The sequence below is a fragment of the Variovorax sp. V116 genome (assembly GCF_041154435.1).
GTDB lineage: Bacteria > Pseudomonadota > Gammaproteobacteria > Burkholderiales > Burkholderiaceae_C > Variovorax > Variovorax paradoxus.
In genome coordinates, this window is the sequence record NZ_AP028661.1 from 2,449,869 (window position 1) to 2,464,061 (window position 14,193).

General features: G+C 64.3%; 14 protein-coding genes and 1 pseudogene. 9 read left to right on the forward strand and 6 right to left on the reverse strand.

Annotation, left to right across the window (positions count from 1 at the left end; all coding sequences use genetic code 11):
* Positions 1 to 17 precede the first annotated feature (17 nt).
* Together ACAM58_RS11605 and ACAM58_RS11610 are read left to right on the forward strand one after the other, a co-directional pair.
* Positions 18 to 1,712 carry an NAD+ synthase gene (locus ACAM58_RS11605; RefSeq protein WP_012747470.1) on the forward strand — a complete coding sequence of 565 codons (1,695 nt, stop codon included), beginning with the start codon at positions 18 to 20 and terminating at the stop codon, positions 1,710 to 1,712.
* Positions 1,709 to 2,047, forward strand: coding sequence for a P-II family nitrogen regulator (locus ACAM58_RS11610; protein ID WP_012747471.1), 339 nt, complete (start codon positions 1,709 to 1,711; stop codon positions 2,045 to 2,047). Before ACAM58_RS11605 ends, ACAM58_RS11610 begins: the two co-directional genes overlap by 4 nt.
* 24 nt (positions 2,048 to 2,071) lie before the next feature.
* On the opposite strand, the gene ACAM58_RS11615 is transcribed toward ACAM58_RS11610, so the two are convergent.
* From ACAM58_RS11615 to ACAM58_RS11640, 6 genes are read right to left on the reverse strand one after another with little or no spacing between them, the layout of a single operon-like run.
* Positions 2,072 to 2,662 (reverse strand): TIGR00730 family Rossman fold protein, encoded by a 591-nt coding sequence (locus ACAM58_RS11615; protein ID WP_012747472.1) that lies wholly within the window; start codon positions 2,660 to 2,662, stop codon positions 2,072 to 2,074.
* Positions 2,663 to 2,693: 31 nt separating this feature from the next.
* A complete protein-coding gene (locus tag ACAM58_RS11620) occupies positions 2,694 to 3,101 on the reverse strand; it encodes a diacylglycerol kinase (protein ID WP_012747473.1) in 408 nt (135 codons plus the stop codon).
* Positions 3,098 to 3,664: an RDD family protein gene (locus tag ACAM58_RS11625; RefSeq protein WP_026284176.1), complete on the reverse strand. Its 567-nt coding sequence runs from the start codon at positions 3,662 to 3,664 to the stop codon at positions 3,098 to 3,100. The genes ACAM58_RS11620 and ACAM58_RS11625 overlap by 4 nt, the downstream gene beginning before the upstream one ends.
* A 14-nt stretch (positions 3,665 to 3,678) precedes the next feature.
* Positions 3,679 to 4,569, reverse strand: a complete 891-nt coding sequence (locus ACAM58_RS11630) for a DUF3106 domain-containing protein (protein WP_012747475.1) — start codon at positions 4,567 to 4,569, stop codon at positions 3,679 to 3,681.
* Positions 4,570 to 4,589: 20 nt separating this feature from the next.
* Positions 4,590 to 5,018, reverse strand: coding sequence for a DUF3619 family protein (locus tag ACAM58_RS11635; RefSeq protein WP_012747476.1), 429 nt, complete (start codon positions 5,016 to 5,018; stop codon positions 4,590 to 4,592).
* A complete protein-coding gene (locus tag ACAM58_RS11640) occupies positions 5,015 to 5,581 on the reverse strand; it encodes an RNA polymerase sigma factor (protein ID WP_012747477.1) in 567 nt (188 codons plus the stop codon). Before ACAM58_RS11640 ends, ACAM58_RS11635 begins: the two co-directional genes overlap by 4 nt.
* Positions 5,582 to 5,865: 284 nt before the next feature.
* On the opposite strand from ACAM58_RS11640, the pseudogene ACAM58_RS11645 reads away from it, so the two are divergent.
* The 7 genes and pseudogenes from ACAM58_RS11645 to ACAM58_RS11675 all read left to right on the forward strand — a co-directional run bounded on the left by ACAM58_RS11645 (position 5,866) and on the right by ACAM58_RS11675 (position 14,171).
* Positions 5,866 to 7,649, forward strand: a pseudogene (locus tag ACAM58_RS11645) (acetolactate synthase 3 catalytic subunit).
* Between the two features lie 134 nt (positions 7,650 to 7,783).
* Positions 7,784 to 8,275: an acetolactate synthase small subunit gene (gene ilvN, locus ACAM58_RS11650; RefSeq protein WP_012747479.1), complete on the forward strand. Its 492-nt coding sequence runs from the start codon at positions 7,784 to 7,786 to the stop codon at positions 8,273 to 8,275.
* A gap of 55 nt (positions 8,276 to 8,330) precedes the next feature.
* Entirely contained in the window at positions 8,331 to 8,603 is a 273-nt protein-coding gene (locus ACAM58_RS11655; protein ID WP_012747480.1) for a DUF4282 domain-containing protein, read from the forward strand.
* Between the two features lie 53 nt (positions 8,604 to 8,656).
* Positions 8,657 to 9,673: a ketol-acid reductoisomerase gene (gene ilvC, locus ACAM58_RS11660; RefSeq protein ID WP_012747481.1), complete on the forward strand. Its 1,017-nt coding sequence runs from the start codon at positions 8,657 to 8,659 to the stop codon at positions 9,671 to 9,673.
* 185 nt (positions 9,674 to 9,858) lie between these two features.
* Entirely contained in the window at positions 9,859 to 10,683 is an 825-nt protein-coding gene (pssA, locus tag ACAM58_RS11665; protein ID WP_012747482.1) for a CDP-diacylglycerol--serine O-phosphatidyltransferase, read from the forward strand.
* A gap of 184 nt (positions 10,684 to 10,867) precedes the next feature.
* Positions 10,868 to 12,571 (forward strand): 2-isopropylmalate synthase, encoded by a 1,704-nt coding sequence (leuA, locus tag ACAM58_RS11670; protein WP_012747483.1) that lies wholly within the window; start codon positions 10,868 to 10,870, stop codon positions 12,569 to 12,571.
* A gap of 61 nt (positions 12,572 to 12,632) precedes the next feature.
* Positions 12,633 to 14,171 carry a 2-isopropylmalate synthase gene (locus tag ACAM58_RS11675; RefSeq protein WP_012747484.1) on the forward strand — a complete coding sequence of 513 codons (1,539 nt, stop codon included), beginning with the start codon at positions 12,633 to 12,635 and terminating at the stop codon, positions 14,169 to 14,171.
* Positions 14,172 to 14,193 lie beyond the last annotated feature (22 nt).

Sequence of the window (14,193 nt, forward strand, 5' to 3'; positions counted from 1 at the left end):
CTTTTTCTTCCTTCCGTATGACGCTCAAGCTCGCCATCGCGCAACTCAATTTTGTGGTGGGCGACCTCGCCGGCAACGCCAGGAAAATCGTCGATGCCGCGCGCCAGGCCCACGCCCAAGGTGCACGCCTTCTGCTGACGCCCGAACTCTCGATCGCCGGCTATGCGGCAGAGGATCTTTTCCTGCGTCCCGCCTTCACCGAAGCTTGCGATGATGCCGTGAAAGGCATTGCCGCCGCACTGGCCGATCTCAAAGACATGGTCGTGGTGGTGGGGCATCCGACCGGCGGCAGCCTGCGCAGCCGCTCGGTGGCAGTGCAGATGCGCTACAACGCCGCCAGCGTGATCAAGGAAGGCCGCATCCTCGAAACCTACGCCAAGCGCGAGCTGCCGAATTACCAGGTGTTCGACGAGCGCCGCTATTTCACGCCGGGGCAGGGCACCTGCGTGTTCGAGGCCGGCGGCGTCTCGGTGGGCGTGCTGATCTGCGAGGACGCCTGGTTCGACGAACCGGCCGAACTGGCCCGCGCGGCGGGTGCCGAAGTGCTGGCCGTCATCAACGCGTCGCCGTACCACGTCGGCAAGGAAGGCGAGCGCGTGGCGCGGATGGCCGACCGGGCGCGCGCCGTCGGGCTGCCGCTGGTCTATGCGCACCTGGTGGGCGGGCAGGACGAAGTGGTCTTCGATGGCGCCTCCTTTGCGCTGCAGGCCGATGGCGCGCTGGCCATGCAGGCCGAGAGTTTCAAGGAGAGCCTGGTCTTCATGCAGATGGAGCGCTCGCCCCAGGGCGTGGAAGTGGTGGCGGCGCCTTCGGCCATCGCTGCGCCGCGCGAAGCGGAAGCCCAGCTGTGGGATGCACTGGTACTGGGCGTGCGCGACTACATCGGCAAGAACGGCTTTCCTGGCGCCATCCTGGGGCTCTCGGGCGGCATCGACTCCGCATTGGTGCTTGCCATCGCGGTCGATGCACTCGGCAAGGACAAGGTGCGCGCCGTCATGATGCCTTCGCCCTACACCGCCGACATCAGCTGGATCGACGCGCGCGAAATGGCCACCCGCCTGGGCGTGCGCTACGACGAGATCTCGATCAAGCACACCTTCGAGTCGTTCAAGGGCGCACTCGCTGATGAGTTCAAGGGCCTGCCCGAGGACACGGCGGAGGAGAACATCCAGGCCCGCATCCGCGGCACGCTGCTGATGGCGCTGTCGAACAAGTTCGGCTCGATCGTTCTCACCACCGGCAACAAGAGCGAGATGGCCACCGGCTACTGCACGCTCTATGGCGACATGGCGGGCGGCTTCGCGGTCATCAAGGACCTGCTGAAGACCACGGTGTTCGCGCTGGCCCGCTGGCGCAATGCGCACGACCCGTACGGCACCGGCGCCTCGCCGATTCCCGACCGGATCATCACGCGGCCCCCGAGCGCCGAGCTGCGGCCTGACCAGACCGACCAGGACAGCCTGCCGCCCTACGACATCCTCGACGGCATCCTGGCACGCTACATGCAGGACGACGAGGGCATCGACGAGATCATCGCCGCCGGCTACGAGCGCGCGGTGGTCGAGCGGGTTGCGCGGCTCATCAAGATCAATGAATACAAGCGGCGCCAGGCGCCTGTGGGCATTCGGGTGACCCACCGGAGTTTCGGCAAGGATTGGCGTTACCCTATCACCAGCAAGTTCAACGAAACCGCCGGAGCGCAAAAACCATGAAGCAGATCACCGCCATCGTCAAACCCTTCAAGCTCGAGGACGTACGCGAAGCCCTGGCTGAGGTGGGCGTTACCGGCCTCACAGTGACCGAGGTCAAGGGCTTCGGACGCCAGAAGGGGCACACCGAGCTCTATCGTGGTGCGGAATACGTGGTCGACTTCCTGCCGAAGATGAAGGTGGAAGTGGTCGTCAACGAAGGCGACGTGGAGCGCTGCATCGAAGCCATCGTCAATTCCGCGCGCACCGGCAAGATCGGCGACGGAAAGATCTTCGTCACCGGCGTGGAGCGCATCGTGCGCATCCGCACCGGCGAGGAAAACGAGAACGCCGTCTGAAAAAGGCCCGCTCCGGGAAGCGCGCTACAGGTTTTCGGCCAGCCGGTCGTTGCGGGGGTGCAGGGGCACCTCGGCGCGCAGCGCGCTGAGCAGTTCGGTGGGGTTGGTGCCGGTGCGGATCAGTTCCATCTGCCAATCGCCCATGAAGCCCTCGCGCACGCTGTGCGCCAGGAAGCCCAGCAGGCCGTCGTAGTAGCCGGCGGTATTGAGGATGCCGGTGGGCTTGTCGTGGTAGCCGAGCTGGCGCCAGGTCCAGATCTCGAACAGTTCCTCGAAGGTGCCAATGCCGCCCGGCAGCGCGACGAAGGCGTCGGCGCGCTCGCCCATCATGGCCTTGCGCTCGTGCATGGTGTCGACCACGTGGAGCTCGTCGCACAGGGGATTGGCCAGTTCCCGGTCGACCAGCGCCTTGGGAATGATGCCGACCACGCGGCCGCCGGCGTTGCGGGTGGCCTCGGCCACCGTGCCCATCAGGCCGGTGCGTCCGCCGCCGTAGACCAGCTGGCCGCGGTGCGCGCCGATCCACTGGCCGACCGCTTCCGCGGCCTTGGAAAACTCGACTCGCTCGCCGGGTCGCGAACCGCAATACACACAGATCGAAAATTCAGGATTCATGCCGCCATCATGCCTCGTGCGGCGGGCATCTTCATGACGCGAAGCGATGCCACAGCGCCGCCAGCCAGATGCCGCCGCACAGGGTGAGCGACAGCAGCACGGCGGCGCTGCCCATGTCCTTGGCGCGCTTGGAGAGGTCGTGCCATTCGGGGCCGATGCGGTCGATGGCGGCTTCGACTGCGGTGTTGAGCAGCTCGACGATCATCACGAGGATGGCGCTGCCGGCGAGCAGGGCCACTTCGACCCAGCTGCGGCCGAGCCAGAAGGCCGCCGGGATCATCACGACGGCCATGATGGCTTCCTGGCGGAACGCCGGCTCGCTCCAGCCCGCGCGAAGGCCGTGCAGCGAGATCAGGGTGGCATGCCACACGCGCTCGAGGCCCTTGCGGGCCTTTTGCGGGTTCACGGCGGGGTCGGGAAGCTTGGGCAGGGCACTCATCGGCGGCTCATCGGCTTGGAGGTTATGAGCCGCGTACCGGCCCAGGCGTCGTGCCAGAACTGGCGCTCGGGGTGAAAGCGCGCCAGCAATGCCCAGACGGCGACCCATCCGAAGATCAGCACCGTGGATTCTCCGCCCGAAAGCTTGAAAGGCGCGATGGCGGCCAGCGGCGGCAGGAACCAGATCCAGCTGAGCAGGTAGCGCAGGAGCGCGCGGGCCTGGGTGAGCGGGCGTCCGTGCGCATCGACGATGCGGATGTTCCAGGTCTTCATGGCCAGCGTCTGGCCCCGGGTCCAGAACCAGACGAAATAGACGCCGAACACCACGAACAGGAAGGCCTGGAGCAGGTGCCGGCGGGAATCCATGGCGTCCCGCATCTGGCCGAGCGTGCTGAACAGCCAGCCCGCAACGAACACCACGGCGAACAGCAGCATGCCTTCATACAGCCAGCATGCCATTCGCCGCCACAGGCCGGGCACTATCAGAAGAGGAGCGCTGGAGGGGGTATCTGCGAGCGATGAAGAGGGATTCGATTCCGAGAACTCGGAAGAATTTGAAGCCATCGAAACCTTGGGAATCAGGGGGGCAAGGGCTGCTCGGCGCCACGGCCTGCAGGGTTGGAGGCGGACGGTGATGGCGACGATGGCGGCGAAACCGGGGCGGCCGCCGATGATGGCATGGGTACCTGGGCCTCGGCCGGAGTCGGCTGCGACATGGTGGCGGATGGGGAGGGCGCGGAGACGGCGGACGGGATGCGTTCCGGCGGGGACGCCACCATGATGGCGGCGGGCACCGTGGCTGGCACGGAAGCGGCAGGCGGGGCCAGCATGATGCGGGGGGTGTGCTGCCCCGCCGGCGTCACGGCCGGCACCGTCACCAGCTTCTGCGCAGGAACCGGGCGCACCGGAATGGCAGCGCCGCGCGGCTTGGCGGGCGCGCGCTCCGCCAGCCGGCGCTTTTCTTCCTCGCTCAGGGCCTGGTACTCCTCCCACTTGGCCTTGCGTTCGTCGGCAGGGACGCGTTTCACCTCGGCAAAGTTGAGGCGCGCCTGGGCCCGCTGCTGATTGCTCAGGGCGGCCCATTCGATCATTCGGCTGTGCAAGGTGGCTTGGTCATCGGCCGACATGTTCGCGTAGTTGCGTGACAGTGCCAGCCATTTGCGCTTGTGCCCCGGGTTCAGGGCGTGCCAGTGCGGCGCGAGCGGCCGCAGCGCCTGCTGCTGCTTCGCGCTGAGTTCGCTCCAGTACGGCCGGGTGGCCGGGGCGGTTTTCGAGGCGGATGGCGGCGAACCCGCCGCCTGTGCGCCGCTGCCGGCGGATTTGAGCGGCTGCTCCGAATGCGTCTGGGCGCTGGCGAGCGTCAGGCCGAACAACGCGGCGGCAAGGACACCCGCCCAAATGACAGCGCCCGACGTTGGCGGGCGCAGCGGGCGAGGCGTATCGGTGCGGGAAACGGGAGGGCGTCGCATTCGTTCAACAGAGAAATGACTCAGTCGGAAGCGCCATCCGCCTTGACCTTGAGAAACTGGGCAAAACCAGGGTCGGTGTAGGCGGCAGGGGGAAGATCGTCCGTCAGCAGGGCGGAATCGACTTCGGCCAATTCGCTCGCCCGGTCCTCGTCCTGCATCACGCTGATGGTGATCAGCCCTGCAGCCAGTGCAAGCAGGGGCACCACCGAGCCGATGCGGGTCCACCAGCCGCCGCCCATCGTTGCCACATGGCCGGACTGCATGACCGTCGAGGCCGCCCGCAGCTGGGGTGCCTGCTTGCGCATGGCGACGGCTTGCGCGCGCGCGACCCGCAGCCGCTCGCCGATGTCGTGCGGTAGCTCCTGGTTGCCCTCGGACAGCCGCGCAGCGATGCGCCGGCCGAATTGATCCTCGGCAGCAAAAGAAGAGGTTGGAACCTTAGTGTTCATAGCGAAATTCCCTTGGCTTTGAGCGCCTTGCTCAGGGCGTGCACGGCCCGCGAACAATGGGTTTTGACGCTGCCTTCGGAGCAGCCCATTGCAGCGGCCGTCTCCGCCACATCCATTTCTTCCCAGTAACGCATCAGGAAAGCCTCGCGTTGACGACCTGGCAAAGCCGCGATCTGTTCTTCGATCTCGTGGAAGATCTGGGCGCGGCGGGTCGTGTCCTCGGCACTCTCCGTTTCTCTGGAGTCGGTTGGCGAGACGAAGTTCTCCAGCAGATCGAAATCTCCGTCGTCTCCGGCAGATTCGAAGTCGCCGAGGTTGGAGAACAGGGCGCGGCGGGTCTTCTGACGGCGGAACCAGTCGAGGGTGCAATTCGAAAGAATGCGCTGGAACAGCATCGGCAGCTCTTCCGGCGGCTTGTCGCCGTAGTGCTGCGCCAGCTTCATCATGCTGTCCTGCACGATGTCGAGCGCGGCTTCCTCGTCCCGCACGTGGTAGACCGAGCGCTTGAAAGCGCGCCGTTCGACGCTCTTCAGAAAGTCGGAAAGTTCTTGTTCAGTGGCCAAGCGAGAGGGGGCGCCGGGGGGCGCCGCGTGGGGAATGGATGTCGGGAAGCGCTTATGTTTTTCTGCCGCGGATTATGCCCCGGTGCCTTTTCACCGGGTTTTTTGCGCGGCGGCTGGCTCATCAATGTCATAATCCGCGCTGCAAGTCAAAAGGCAAACGGGTCAAGGTCCGGCGGAACATCAGTCCGCTCATGGCTTTGGCCTCAAGTCCTGGCGCGGCCCCACAAGGGCTGGCAAGGGGCACCCAAGGTTTTTCGTTCCCGAAAAAACTCCAAAGGTTGATCATGGAAATCTCGAAGGCGGAACTCGCTTCCGCAGCAGCCGCGTCCTCTGGCGCCGGCAACCCAACGCAAGAACTCATGGGCGCTGAAGTGCTGGTCAAGGCACTGCAGGCCGAAGGCGTCCAGTACATCTGGGGCTATCCCGGCGGCGCGGTTCTGTACATCTACGACGCGTTCTACAAGCAGGACACCATCCAGCACGTGCTGGTGCGCCACGAGCAGGCAGCCGTCCACGCGGCGACGGCTATGCGCGCGCCACCGGCGAGGTCGGCGTGGCGCTGGTTACCTCGGGCCCCGGCCTCACGAATGCCGTCACCGGCATCGCCACGGCGTACATGGACTCGATCCCGATGGTGATCATCTCGGGCCAGGTACCCACCGCCGCCATCGGCCTGGACGCCTTCCAGGAATGCGACACCGTGGGCATCACCCGCCCCATCGTGAAGCACAACTTCCTCGTCAAGGATCCGAAGGATCTGGCCATGACGATGAAAAAGGCCTTCCACATCGCACGCAGCGGCCGCCCCGGCCCGGTGGTGGTGGACGTGCCCAAGGACGTTTCCTTCAAGAAGACCCCGTATGCCGGCTATCCCGACAAGGTCGAGATGCGCTCGTACAACCCGGTGCGCAAGGGCCACGGCGGTCAGATCCGCAAGGCGCTGCAGCTGCTGCTGAACGCCAAGCGCCCCTACATCTACACGGGCGGCGGCGTGCTGCTGGGCAACGCCTGCAACGAACTGCGCACGCTGGTCGACATGCTCGGCTACCCGGTCACCAATACGCTGATGGGCCTGGGCGCCTATCCGGCGAGCGACCGCAAGTTCCTGGGCATGCTGGGCATGCACGGCACCATCGAAGCCAACAACGCCATGCAGAACTGCGACGTGCTGCTGGCCGTGGGCGCGCGCTTCGATGACCGCGTGATCGGCAATCCCAAGCACTTCGCGACGAACGAACGCAAGATCATCCACGTCGACATCGATCCGTCGAGCATCTCCAAGCGCGTGAAGGTCGACATCCCGATCGTCGGCGACGTGAAGGACGTGCTCACCGAGCTGATCTCGATGATCCGCGAGAGCACCACCAAGCCCGACGCCGGCGCGCTGGCCGACTGGTGGAAGACCATCGAGGCCTGGCGCTCGCGCGACTGCCTCAAGTACGACCGCGGCAACAAGGACGTGATCAAGCCGCAGTACGTGGTCGAAACGCTCTGGAACATGACCAAGGACGCCGACGCGTACATCACCTCGGACGTGGGCCAGCACCAGATGTGGGCGGCGCAGTACTACCGCTTCGACGAGCCGCGCCGCTGGATCAATTCGGGTGGCCTGGGCACCATGGGCGTGGGCATTCCGTACGCCATGGGCATCAAGCTCGCCAAGCCCGATTCGGAAGTGTTCACCATCACCGGCGAAGGCTCGGTGCAGATGTGCATCCAGGAGCTCTCCACCTGCCTGCAGTACAACACGCCGATCAAGATCTGCTCGCTCAACAACCGCTACCTGGGCATGGTGCGCCAGTGGCAGGAGATCGAATACTCCGGCCGCTATAGCCACAGCTACATGGATGCGCTGCCCAATTTCGTGAAGCTGGCCGAGGCCTACGGGCACGTCGGCATGCTGATCGAACGTCCACAGGACGTGGAGCCGGCGCTGCGCGAAGCACGCAAGCTCAAGGACCGCACGGTGTTCATGGACTTCCGCACCGACCCCACCGAGAACGTGTTCCCGATGGTCAAGGCCGGCATGGGCATCACCGAGATGCTGCTGGGCTCCGAAGACCTCTGACCGGTCTGCGGCGCATTTGCTTTTAACCCTTTACTGACGAATCTATTGCCCGCCGAGCCTGCGCATTACCGTGCGCGGGGGAGGGCGGCGAAAGCGAAAGCTTCCGCGCAGGCGAAAAGAGGAGTCACGCAAACATGAAACACATCATTGCAGTGCTGCTGGAAAACGAGCCGGGTGCTCTTTCCCGCGTGGTGGGCCTGTTCTCGGCCCGCGGCTACAACATCGAATCGCTGACCGTCGCGCCGACCGAGGACGCGAGCCTCTCGCGCATGACCATCGTCACCGCCGGCTCCGACGACGTGATCGAACAGATCACCAAGCATCTCAACCGGCTGATCGAAGTGGTGAAGGTCGTCGACCTGACCGAAGGCGCGTATACGGAGCGCGAGCTCATGATGGTGAAGGTGCGCGCAGTCGGCAAGGAGCGCGAGGAAATGATGCGCATGGCCGAGATCTTCCGCGGCCGCATCATCGACGTCACGGACAAGAGCTACACCATCGAACTCACCGGCGACCACGGCAAGAACGACGCTTTCCTGGAAGCGATCGACCGTAGCGCTATCCTCGAGACTGTCCGCACCGGTGCCAGCGGCATCGGGCGCGGCGAGCGCATCCTGCGCGTGTAGGGGGTGAAGATCCCCTCAGTTCCACTGTTCTAAACCAAGGCACGAGGAGAAGGTAATGCAAGACTTGCTGGGCTTCGAGAAGATGGTCACCCCGATCGTCATCCGGATACTGTATTTCCTGGGATTGCTGGTGGTATTGATTTCCGGCGTGGGCGCGCTCTTCAGCGGCGGCTTCAGAGGCATTCTTACCGGCTTCGCGATCCTGATTTTTGGCGCGATCATGGTTCGCGTCTACAGCGAATTGCTGATCCTGCTGTTCCGCATTCACGACAACCTCGTGTCCATCAACCAGCAAATGAAGGACCGGAATCCCTCCGGCCAACTGTGAGTGAACGCACCCCTGCGCAGGGGGTGCCAGAGATTAAATAGGAAAGACGCATCATGAAGGTTTACTACGACAAGGACGCCGACCTCAGCCTCATCAAGGGCAAGACGGTCGCAATCATCGGTTACGGCTCGCAAGGCCATGCGCATGCGCAGAACCTGAACGACAGCGGCGTCAAGGTCGTGGTCGGCCTGCGCAAGGGCGGCGCCTCCTGGCCCAAGGTCGAGAAGGCCGGCCTCAAGGTCGCCGAAGTGGCCGACGCCGTGAAGGCCGCCGACGTGGTCATGATCCTGCTGCCCGACGAGCAGATCGCCAGCGTCTACAAGAACGACGTGGCACCGAACATCAAGGAAGGCGCTTCGCTGGTCTTCGCGCACGGCTTCAACGTGCACTACGGCTTCGTGCAGCCGCGCGCCGACCTCGACGTGTGGATGGTCGCTCCCAAGGCCCCCGGCCACACCGTGCGCAGCACCTACACGCAAGGCGGCGGCGTGCCCCACCTCGTGGCTGTGCACCAGGACAAGAGCGGCAAGGCGCGCGACCTCGCGCTGAGCTACGCCACCGCCAACGGCGGCGGCAAGGCCGGCATCATCGAGACCAACTTCCGCGAAGAAACCGAGACCGACCTGTTCGGCGAACAGGCGGTTCTGTGCGGCGGCACGGTCGAGCTGATCAAGGCCGGTTTCGAGACGCTGGTGGAAGCCGGCTACGCGCCCGAAATGGCGTACTTCGAATGCCTGCACGAGCTCAAGCTGATCGTCGACCTGATCTATGAAGGCGGCATCGCCAACATGAACTACTCGATCTCGAACAACGCCGAATACGGCGAGTACGTCACGGGCCCGCGCATCGTGACCGAAGAGACCAAGAAGGTCATGAAGCAAGTGCTCAAGGACATCCAGACCGGCGAATACGCCAAGAGCTTCGTGCTGGAAAACGCTGCCGGCGCTCCCACGCTGATCAGCCGCCGCCGCCTGAACTCCGAGCATCAGATCGAAGTCGTCGGCGAGAAGCTGCGCGCGATGATGCCGTGGATCAAGAAGAACAAGCTGGTCGACCAGACCCGCAACTGATCCGCCAATGAAGCGGGTGCCGCGGCACCCGTTTTCCGAGGGCCACCCGCCGGGGTGGCCTTTTTTCATGAGGGGGCGGACCATCCCCCCTGAACTACACTGCGAACCCATGCGATTTACAGACCAGGAAGCTATCGGATGGATAGCTGTTCGCGCAGTGCCCACGAGGGACGGAGGCAAATTCAATGCATGACGACACGGTTCCCGACGAAGTGCCGCCGCGCAAGCGCCGCAAGGGCATCTACATACTGCCGAACCTGTTCACGCTCGCTGCGCTGTTCGGGGGCTTCTATTCGATCGTGATGGCGATGAATGCGCGTTTCGACCTCGCGGCGATCGGCGTGTTCGCCGCAATGATCCTCGACAGCCTGGACGGCCGCGTGGCCCGCATGACCAACACGCAAAGCGCGTTCGGCGAGCAGATGGATTCGCTGTCCGACATGGTGTCGTTCGGCGCCGCTCCTGCGCTCATCGCCTACGAATGGTCGCTCAAGGGACTGGGCCGCTGGGGCTGGATCGCGGCCTTCGTCTACTGCGCCTGCGCGGCGCTGCGGCTGGCGCGCTTCAACGTCAATACCGGCGTGGTCGACAAGCGCTGGTTCCAGGGGCTGCCGTCCCCGGCGGCGGCGGCGCTCGTGGCCGGCTTCATCTGGCTCATGACCGAGTGGGGCAAGCGCGGCGGCGAGGTGCTGTATCTCTCGTGGACGCAGATCACGTGGATCACCTTCGCGTTCACGCTCTACGCCGGACTTTCCATGGTCACCAATGCGCCGTTCTACAGCTTCAAGGACGTCCAGATGAAAAAGAGCGTGCCCTTCGTGGTGATCGTGCTCATCGCGCTCGGCATCGCGGTCATCAACATCCATCCGCCCACGGTGCTTTTCGGCCTCTTCGTGGCCTATGGCCTGAGCGGCTATGTGGTCTACGCGTGGCGCAAGGCCAAGGGGCAGCAGGCGAGCGTGATCAGCACCTCGACCGAAGAGCCCGACGAGCGGGGCTTGCATAACTGAAGCCGGCTTGTGCTACATTCACAACCCTCATGACCAAGATTTCGCTGCTGGCCCTACTAGCCCTCCCTCACGGGCGGAGACGGTAGCGCACGCGCAAATCCCTCACCACGGCCCGTTCGCACCAGCAACGGGCCGTTTGTTTTTGGGGTTGCTGGTTGATTCCAACCATCACAGAGAAATCGACATGCTGAAGCAACCTCAAGCCAAATACCGCGCATTCGCCCCGATCGGCCTCAAGGACCGCACCTGGCCCGATGCCGTGCTGACCAAGGCCCCGATCTGGCTGTCGACCGACCTGCGCGATGGCAACCAGGCGCTGGTCGAGCCGATGGACATCGCGCGCAAGATGCGCATGTTCGAGACGCTGGTGGCGATCGGCTTCAAGGAAATCGAAGTCGGCTTTCCCTCTGCCTCGCAGATCGAATTCGACTTCGTGCGCAAGCTCATCGAGGAAGACCGCATTCCCGACGACGTGACGATCCAGGTGCTGACGCAGGCGCGCGACCACCTCATTGCGCGCACCTTCGAATCGCTGCAGGGCGCGCCGCGCGCCATCGTCCACCTCTACAACGCGGTGGCTCCCGTGATGCGGCGCGTGGTGCTCGGCATGGACGAAGACCAGATCGTCGAACTCGCGAGCAGCCATGCGCGCATGTTCAACGAGTTTGCCGCGAAGCAGCCGAACACGCAGTGGACCTTCCAGTATTCGCCCGAAATGTTCTCGGGCACCGACGTCGTGTTCTCCAAGCGCGTGGTCGACGCGGTGACGGAAGTCTGGGCGCCGACGCCAGAGCGCAAGTGCATCGTCAACCTGCCCACCACGGTCGAGCATTCCACGCCGAACATCTTTGCCGACATGATCGAGTGGATGCACCGCAACCTCGCGCGCCGCGATTCGATCGTGCTGTGCGTGCATCCGCACAACGACCGCGGCACCGGCACGGCGGCCGGCGAACTGGCGCTGATGGCGGGGGCCGAGCGCATCGAGGGCTGCCTGTTCGGCAATGGCGAGCGCACCGGCAATCTCGACCTCGTGAACGTCGCGCTCAACCTCTACACCCAGGGCGTTTCGCCCGAGCTCGATTTCTCGAACATCGACGAGATCCGCGCGACGGTCGAGCATTGCAACCAGATCCCGGTGCATCCGCGCCATCCGTATGTGGGCGATCTCGTCTACACCTCGTTCTCGGGTTCGCACCAGGACGCGATCAAGAAGGCCTTCGCGGCGCGCAAGGACGGCGACATCTGGGACATGCCCTACCTGCCGATCGATCCGAAGGACGTGGGCCGCAGCTACGAGGCCGTGATTCGCGTGAACAGCCAGTCGGGCAAGGGCGGCATGGCCTACCTGCTCGAGAGCGAATACGGCCTCGAGATGCCGCGCCGCCTGCAGATGGAATTCATGCAGACCGTGCAGCGCGTGATGGACGTGGCCGGCAAAGAGCTCACTGCCGCCGACCTCTGGGAACTGTTCGTGCGCGAATACGGCCTCGAGGCCGCGCATTCTTTGCAGCACCGCGTGATCGAGGAAGAAGGCGAGGGCGCCAGCGCCTCGGTGGTGCTGCGCGGCGACCTGCCCTGGGACGGCGAGATCCGCGCCATCGAAGGCCGCGGCAACGGGCCGATCGACGCCTTCACCCAGGCGCTGAGCAAGGCCACGGGCCATACCGTGCGCGTGATGGACTACCACCAGCACGCCATCGGCGCGGGTGCCGATGCCAAGTCGGTGGCGTACCTCGAGCTGCGCGTGGACGAGGCGCAGACGCTGTTTGGCGTGGGCATCGACGCGAACGTGATCTCCGCTTCGCTGAAGGCCATTGTCTCGGGCGTGCAGCGCTCGCGGACCCGCGGCGCGCACAGCGCACAATCGGTGGTTGAGCTCGCCTGACGCCGTCCCCCGCCGTATGCGCAAGGTGCGAAATGATCAAGAGGAACCAAGGAGATCCACGATGACCGACCAACTCATTATTTTCGACACCACCTTGCGCGACGGCGAGCAGTCGCCCGGCGCCTCGATGACGCGCGACGAGAAGATGCGCATCGCCAAGCAGCTCGAGCGGCTCAAGGTCGACGTCATCGAAGCGGGCTTTCCAGCCAGTTCGAACGGCGACTTCGAGGCCGTCAAGGCGATCGCCGACATCATCAAGGAATCGACCGTGTGCGGCCTGTCGCGCGCCAACGACCGCGACATCTCGCGCGCCGCCGAGGCGCTCAAGGGCGCGGCGCGCGGGCGCATCCACACCTTCATCGCGACTTCGCCGCTGCACATGGAAAAGAAGCTGCGCATGTCGCCCGACGAAGTGCACGAGCAGGCGAAGCTTGCCGTGCGCTTTGCGCGCAACCTCGTGTCCGACGTGGAGTTCAGCCCCGAGGACGGCTACCGCAGCGATCCCGACTTTCTCTGCCGCGTGCTGGAGACCGTGATCAACGAGGGCGCCACCACCATCAACGTGCCCGACACCGTGGGCTACGCCATTCCCGAGCTCTACGGCAACTTCATCAAGATGCTGCGCGAGCGCGTTCCCAATAGCGACAAGGCGATCTGGTCGGTGCATTGCCACAACGACCTTGGCATGGCCGTGGCCAACTCGCTGGCGGGCGTGAAGATCGGCGGCGCGCGCCAGGTCGAATGCACGATCAACGGCCTGGGCGAGCGTGCGGGCAACTGCTCGCTCGAAGAGGTGGTGATGGCGGTCAAGACGCGCAGGGACTACTTCGGACTGGACCTCAACATCGACACCACGCACATCGTGGCTGCGAGCCGCATGGTGAGCCAGACCACCGGCTTCGTGGTGCAGCCCAACAAGGCCGTGGTGGGCGCCAACGCCTTCGCGCACGCCTCGGGCATTCACCAGGACGGCGTGCTCAAGGCCCGCGACACCTACGAGATCATGCGGGCCGAGGACGTGGGCTGGGCCGCCAACAAGATCGTGCTGGGCAAGCTCAGCGGGCGCAATGCATTCAAGCAGCGGCTGCAGGAACTGGGCGTGACCATGGCCAGCGAAGCCGACATTAACGCCGCCTTCTTGCGCTTCAAGGAACTGGCGGACCGCAAGTCCGAAATTTTCGACGAGGACATCCTCGCGCTCGTCAGCGCTGAAGAGCACTCGAACGTTGACGAACAGTTTGCTTTTGTCTCGCTCTCGCAGCACAGTGAAACCGGTGAACGTCCCCAGGCCAAGGTTGTCTTCACCGTCCAGGGCAAGGAAGTCACTGGTGAATCCGATGGCAATGGCCCGGTCGATGCTTCTCTCAAGGCCATCGAATCGCATGTCAAGAGCGGCGCCGAAATGGTGCTTTACTCGGTGAATGCGATCAGTGGCTCGACAGAAAGCCAAGGAGAAGTTACAGTTCGGTTACAAAATGCGGGGCGGGTGGTCAACGGTGTCGGGGCAGATCCAGACATCGTGGTCGCGTCGGCAAAGGCTTATTTGAGTGCGCTCAACAAGTTACAGAGCCAAGCTGAGAAAGTGGCGGCACAAGGTTAGGTGACAGGCGATTCTTGTTATT

What these genes read in the sequence shown, in the direction of transcription:
- pssA (WP_012747482.1), top strand. Translation starts at nt 9,859, where the DNA reads ATGCATGACGACACGGTTCCCGACGAAGTGCCGCCGCGCAAGCGCCGC.
- ilvN (WP_012747479.1), top strand. Translation starts at nt 7,784, where the DNA reads ATGAAACACATCATTGCAGTGCTGCTGGAAAACGAGCCGGGTGCTCTT.
- leuA (WP_012747483.1), top strand. Translation starts at nt 10,868, where the DNA reads ATGCTGAAGCAACCTCAAGCCAAATACCGCGCATTCGCCCCGATCGGC.
- ACAM58_RS11610 (WP_012747471.1), top strand. Translation starts at nt 1,709, where the DNA reads ATGAAGCAGATCACCGCCATCGTCAAACCCTTCAAGCTCGAGGACGTA.
- ACAM58_RS11605 (WP_012747470.1), top strand. Translation starts at nt 18, where the DNA reads ATGACGCTCAAGCTCGCCATCGCGCAACTCAATTTTGTGGTGGGCGAC.
- ACAM58_RS11620 (WP_012747473.1), bottom strand. Translation starts at nt 3,101, where the DNA reads ATGAGTGCCCTGCCCAAGCTTCCCGACCCCGCCGTGAACCCGCAAAAG.
- ilvC (WP_012747481.1), top strand. Translation starts at nt 8,657, where the DNA reads ATGAAGGTTTACTACGACAAGGACGCCGACCTCAGCCTCATCAAGGGC.
- ACAM58_RS11625 (WP_026284176.1), bottom strand. Translation starts at nt 3,664, where the DNA reads ATGGCTTCAAATTCTTCCGAGTTCTCGGAATCGAATCCCTCTTCATCG.
- ACAM58_RS11675 (WP_012747484.1), top strand. Translation starts at nt 12,633, where the DNA reads ATGACCGACCAACTCATTATTTTCGACACCACCTTGCGCGACGGCGAG.
- ACAM58_RS11615 (WP_012747472.1), bottom strand. Translation starts at nt 2,662, where the DNA reads ATGAATCCTGAATTTTCGATCTGTGTGTATTGCGGTTCGCGACCCGGC.
- ACAM58_RS11630 (WP_012747475.1), bottom strand. Translation starts at nt 4,569, where the DNA reads ATGCGACGCCCTCCCGTTTCCCGCACCGATACGCCTCGCCCGCTGCGC.
- ACAM58_RS11655 (WP_012747480.1), top strand. Translation starts at nt 8,331, where the DNA reads ATGCAAGACTTGCTGGGCTTCGAGAAGATGGTCACCCCGATCGTCATC.
- ACAM58_RS11635 (WP_012747476.1), bottom strand. Translation starts at nt 5,018, where the DNA reads ATGAACACTAAGGTTCCAACCTCTTCTTTTGCTGCCGAGGATCAATTC.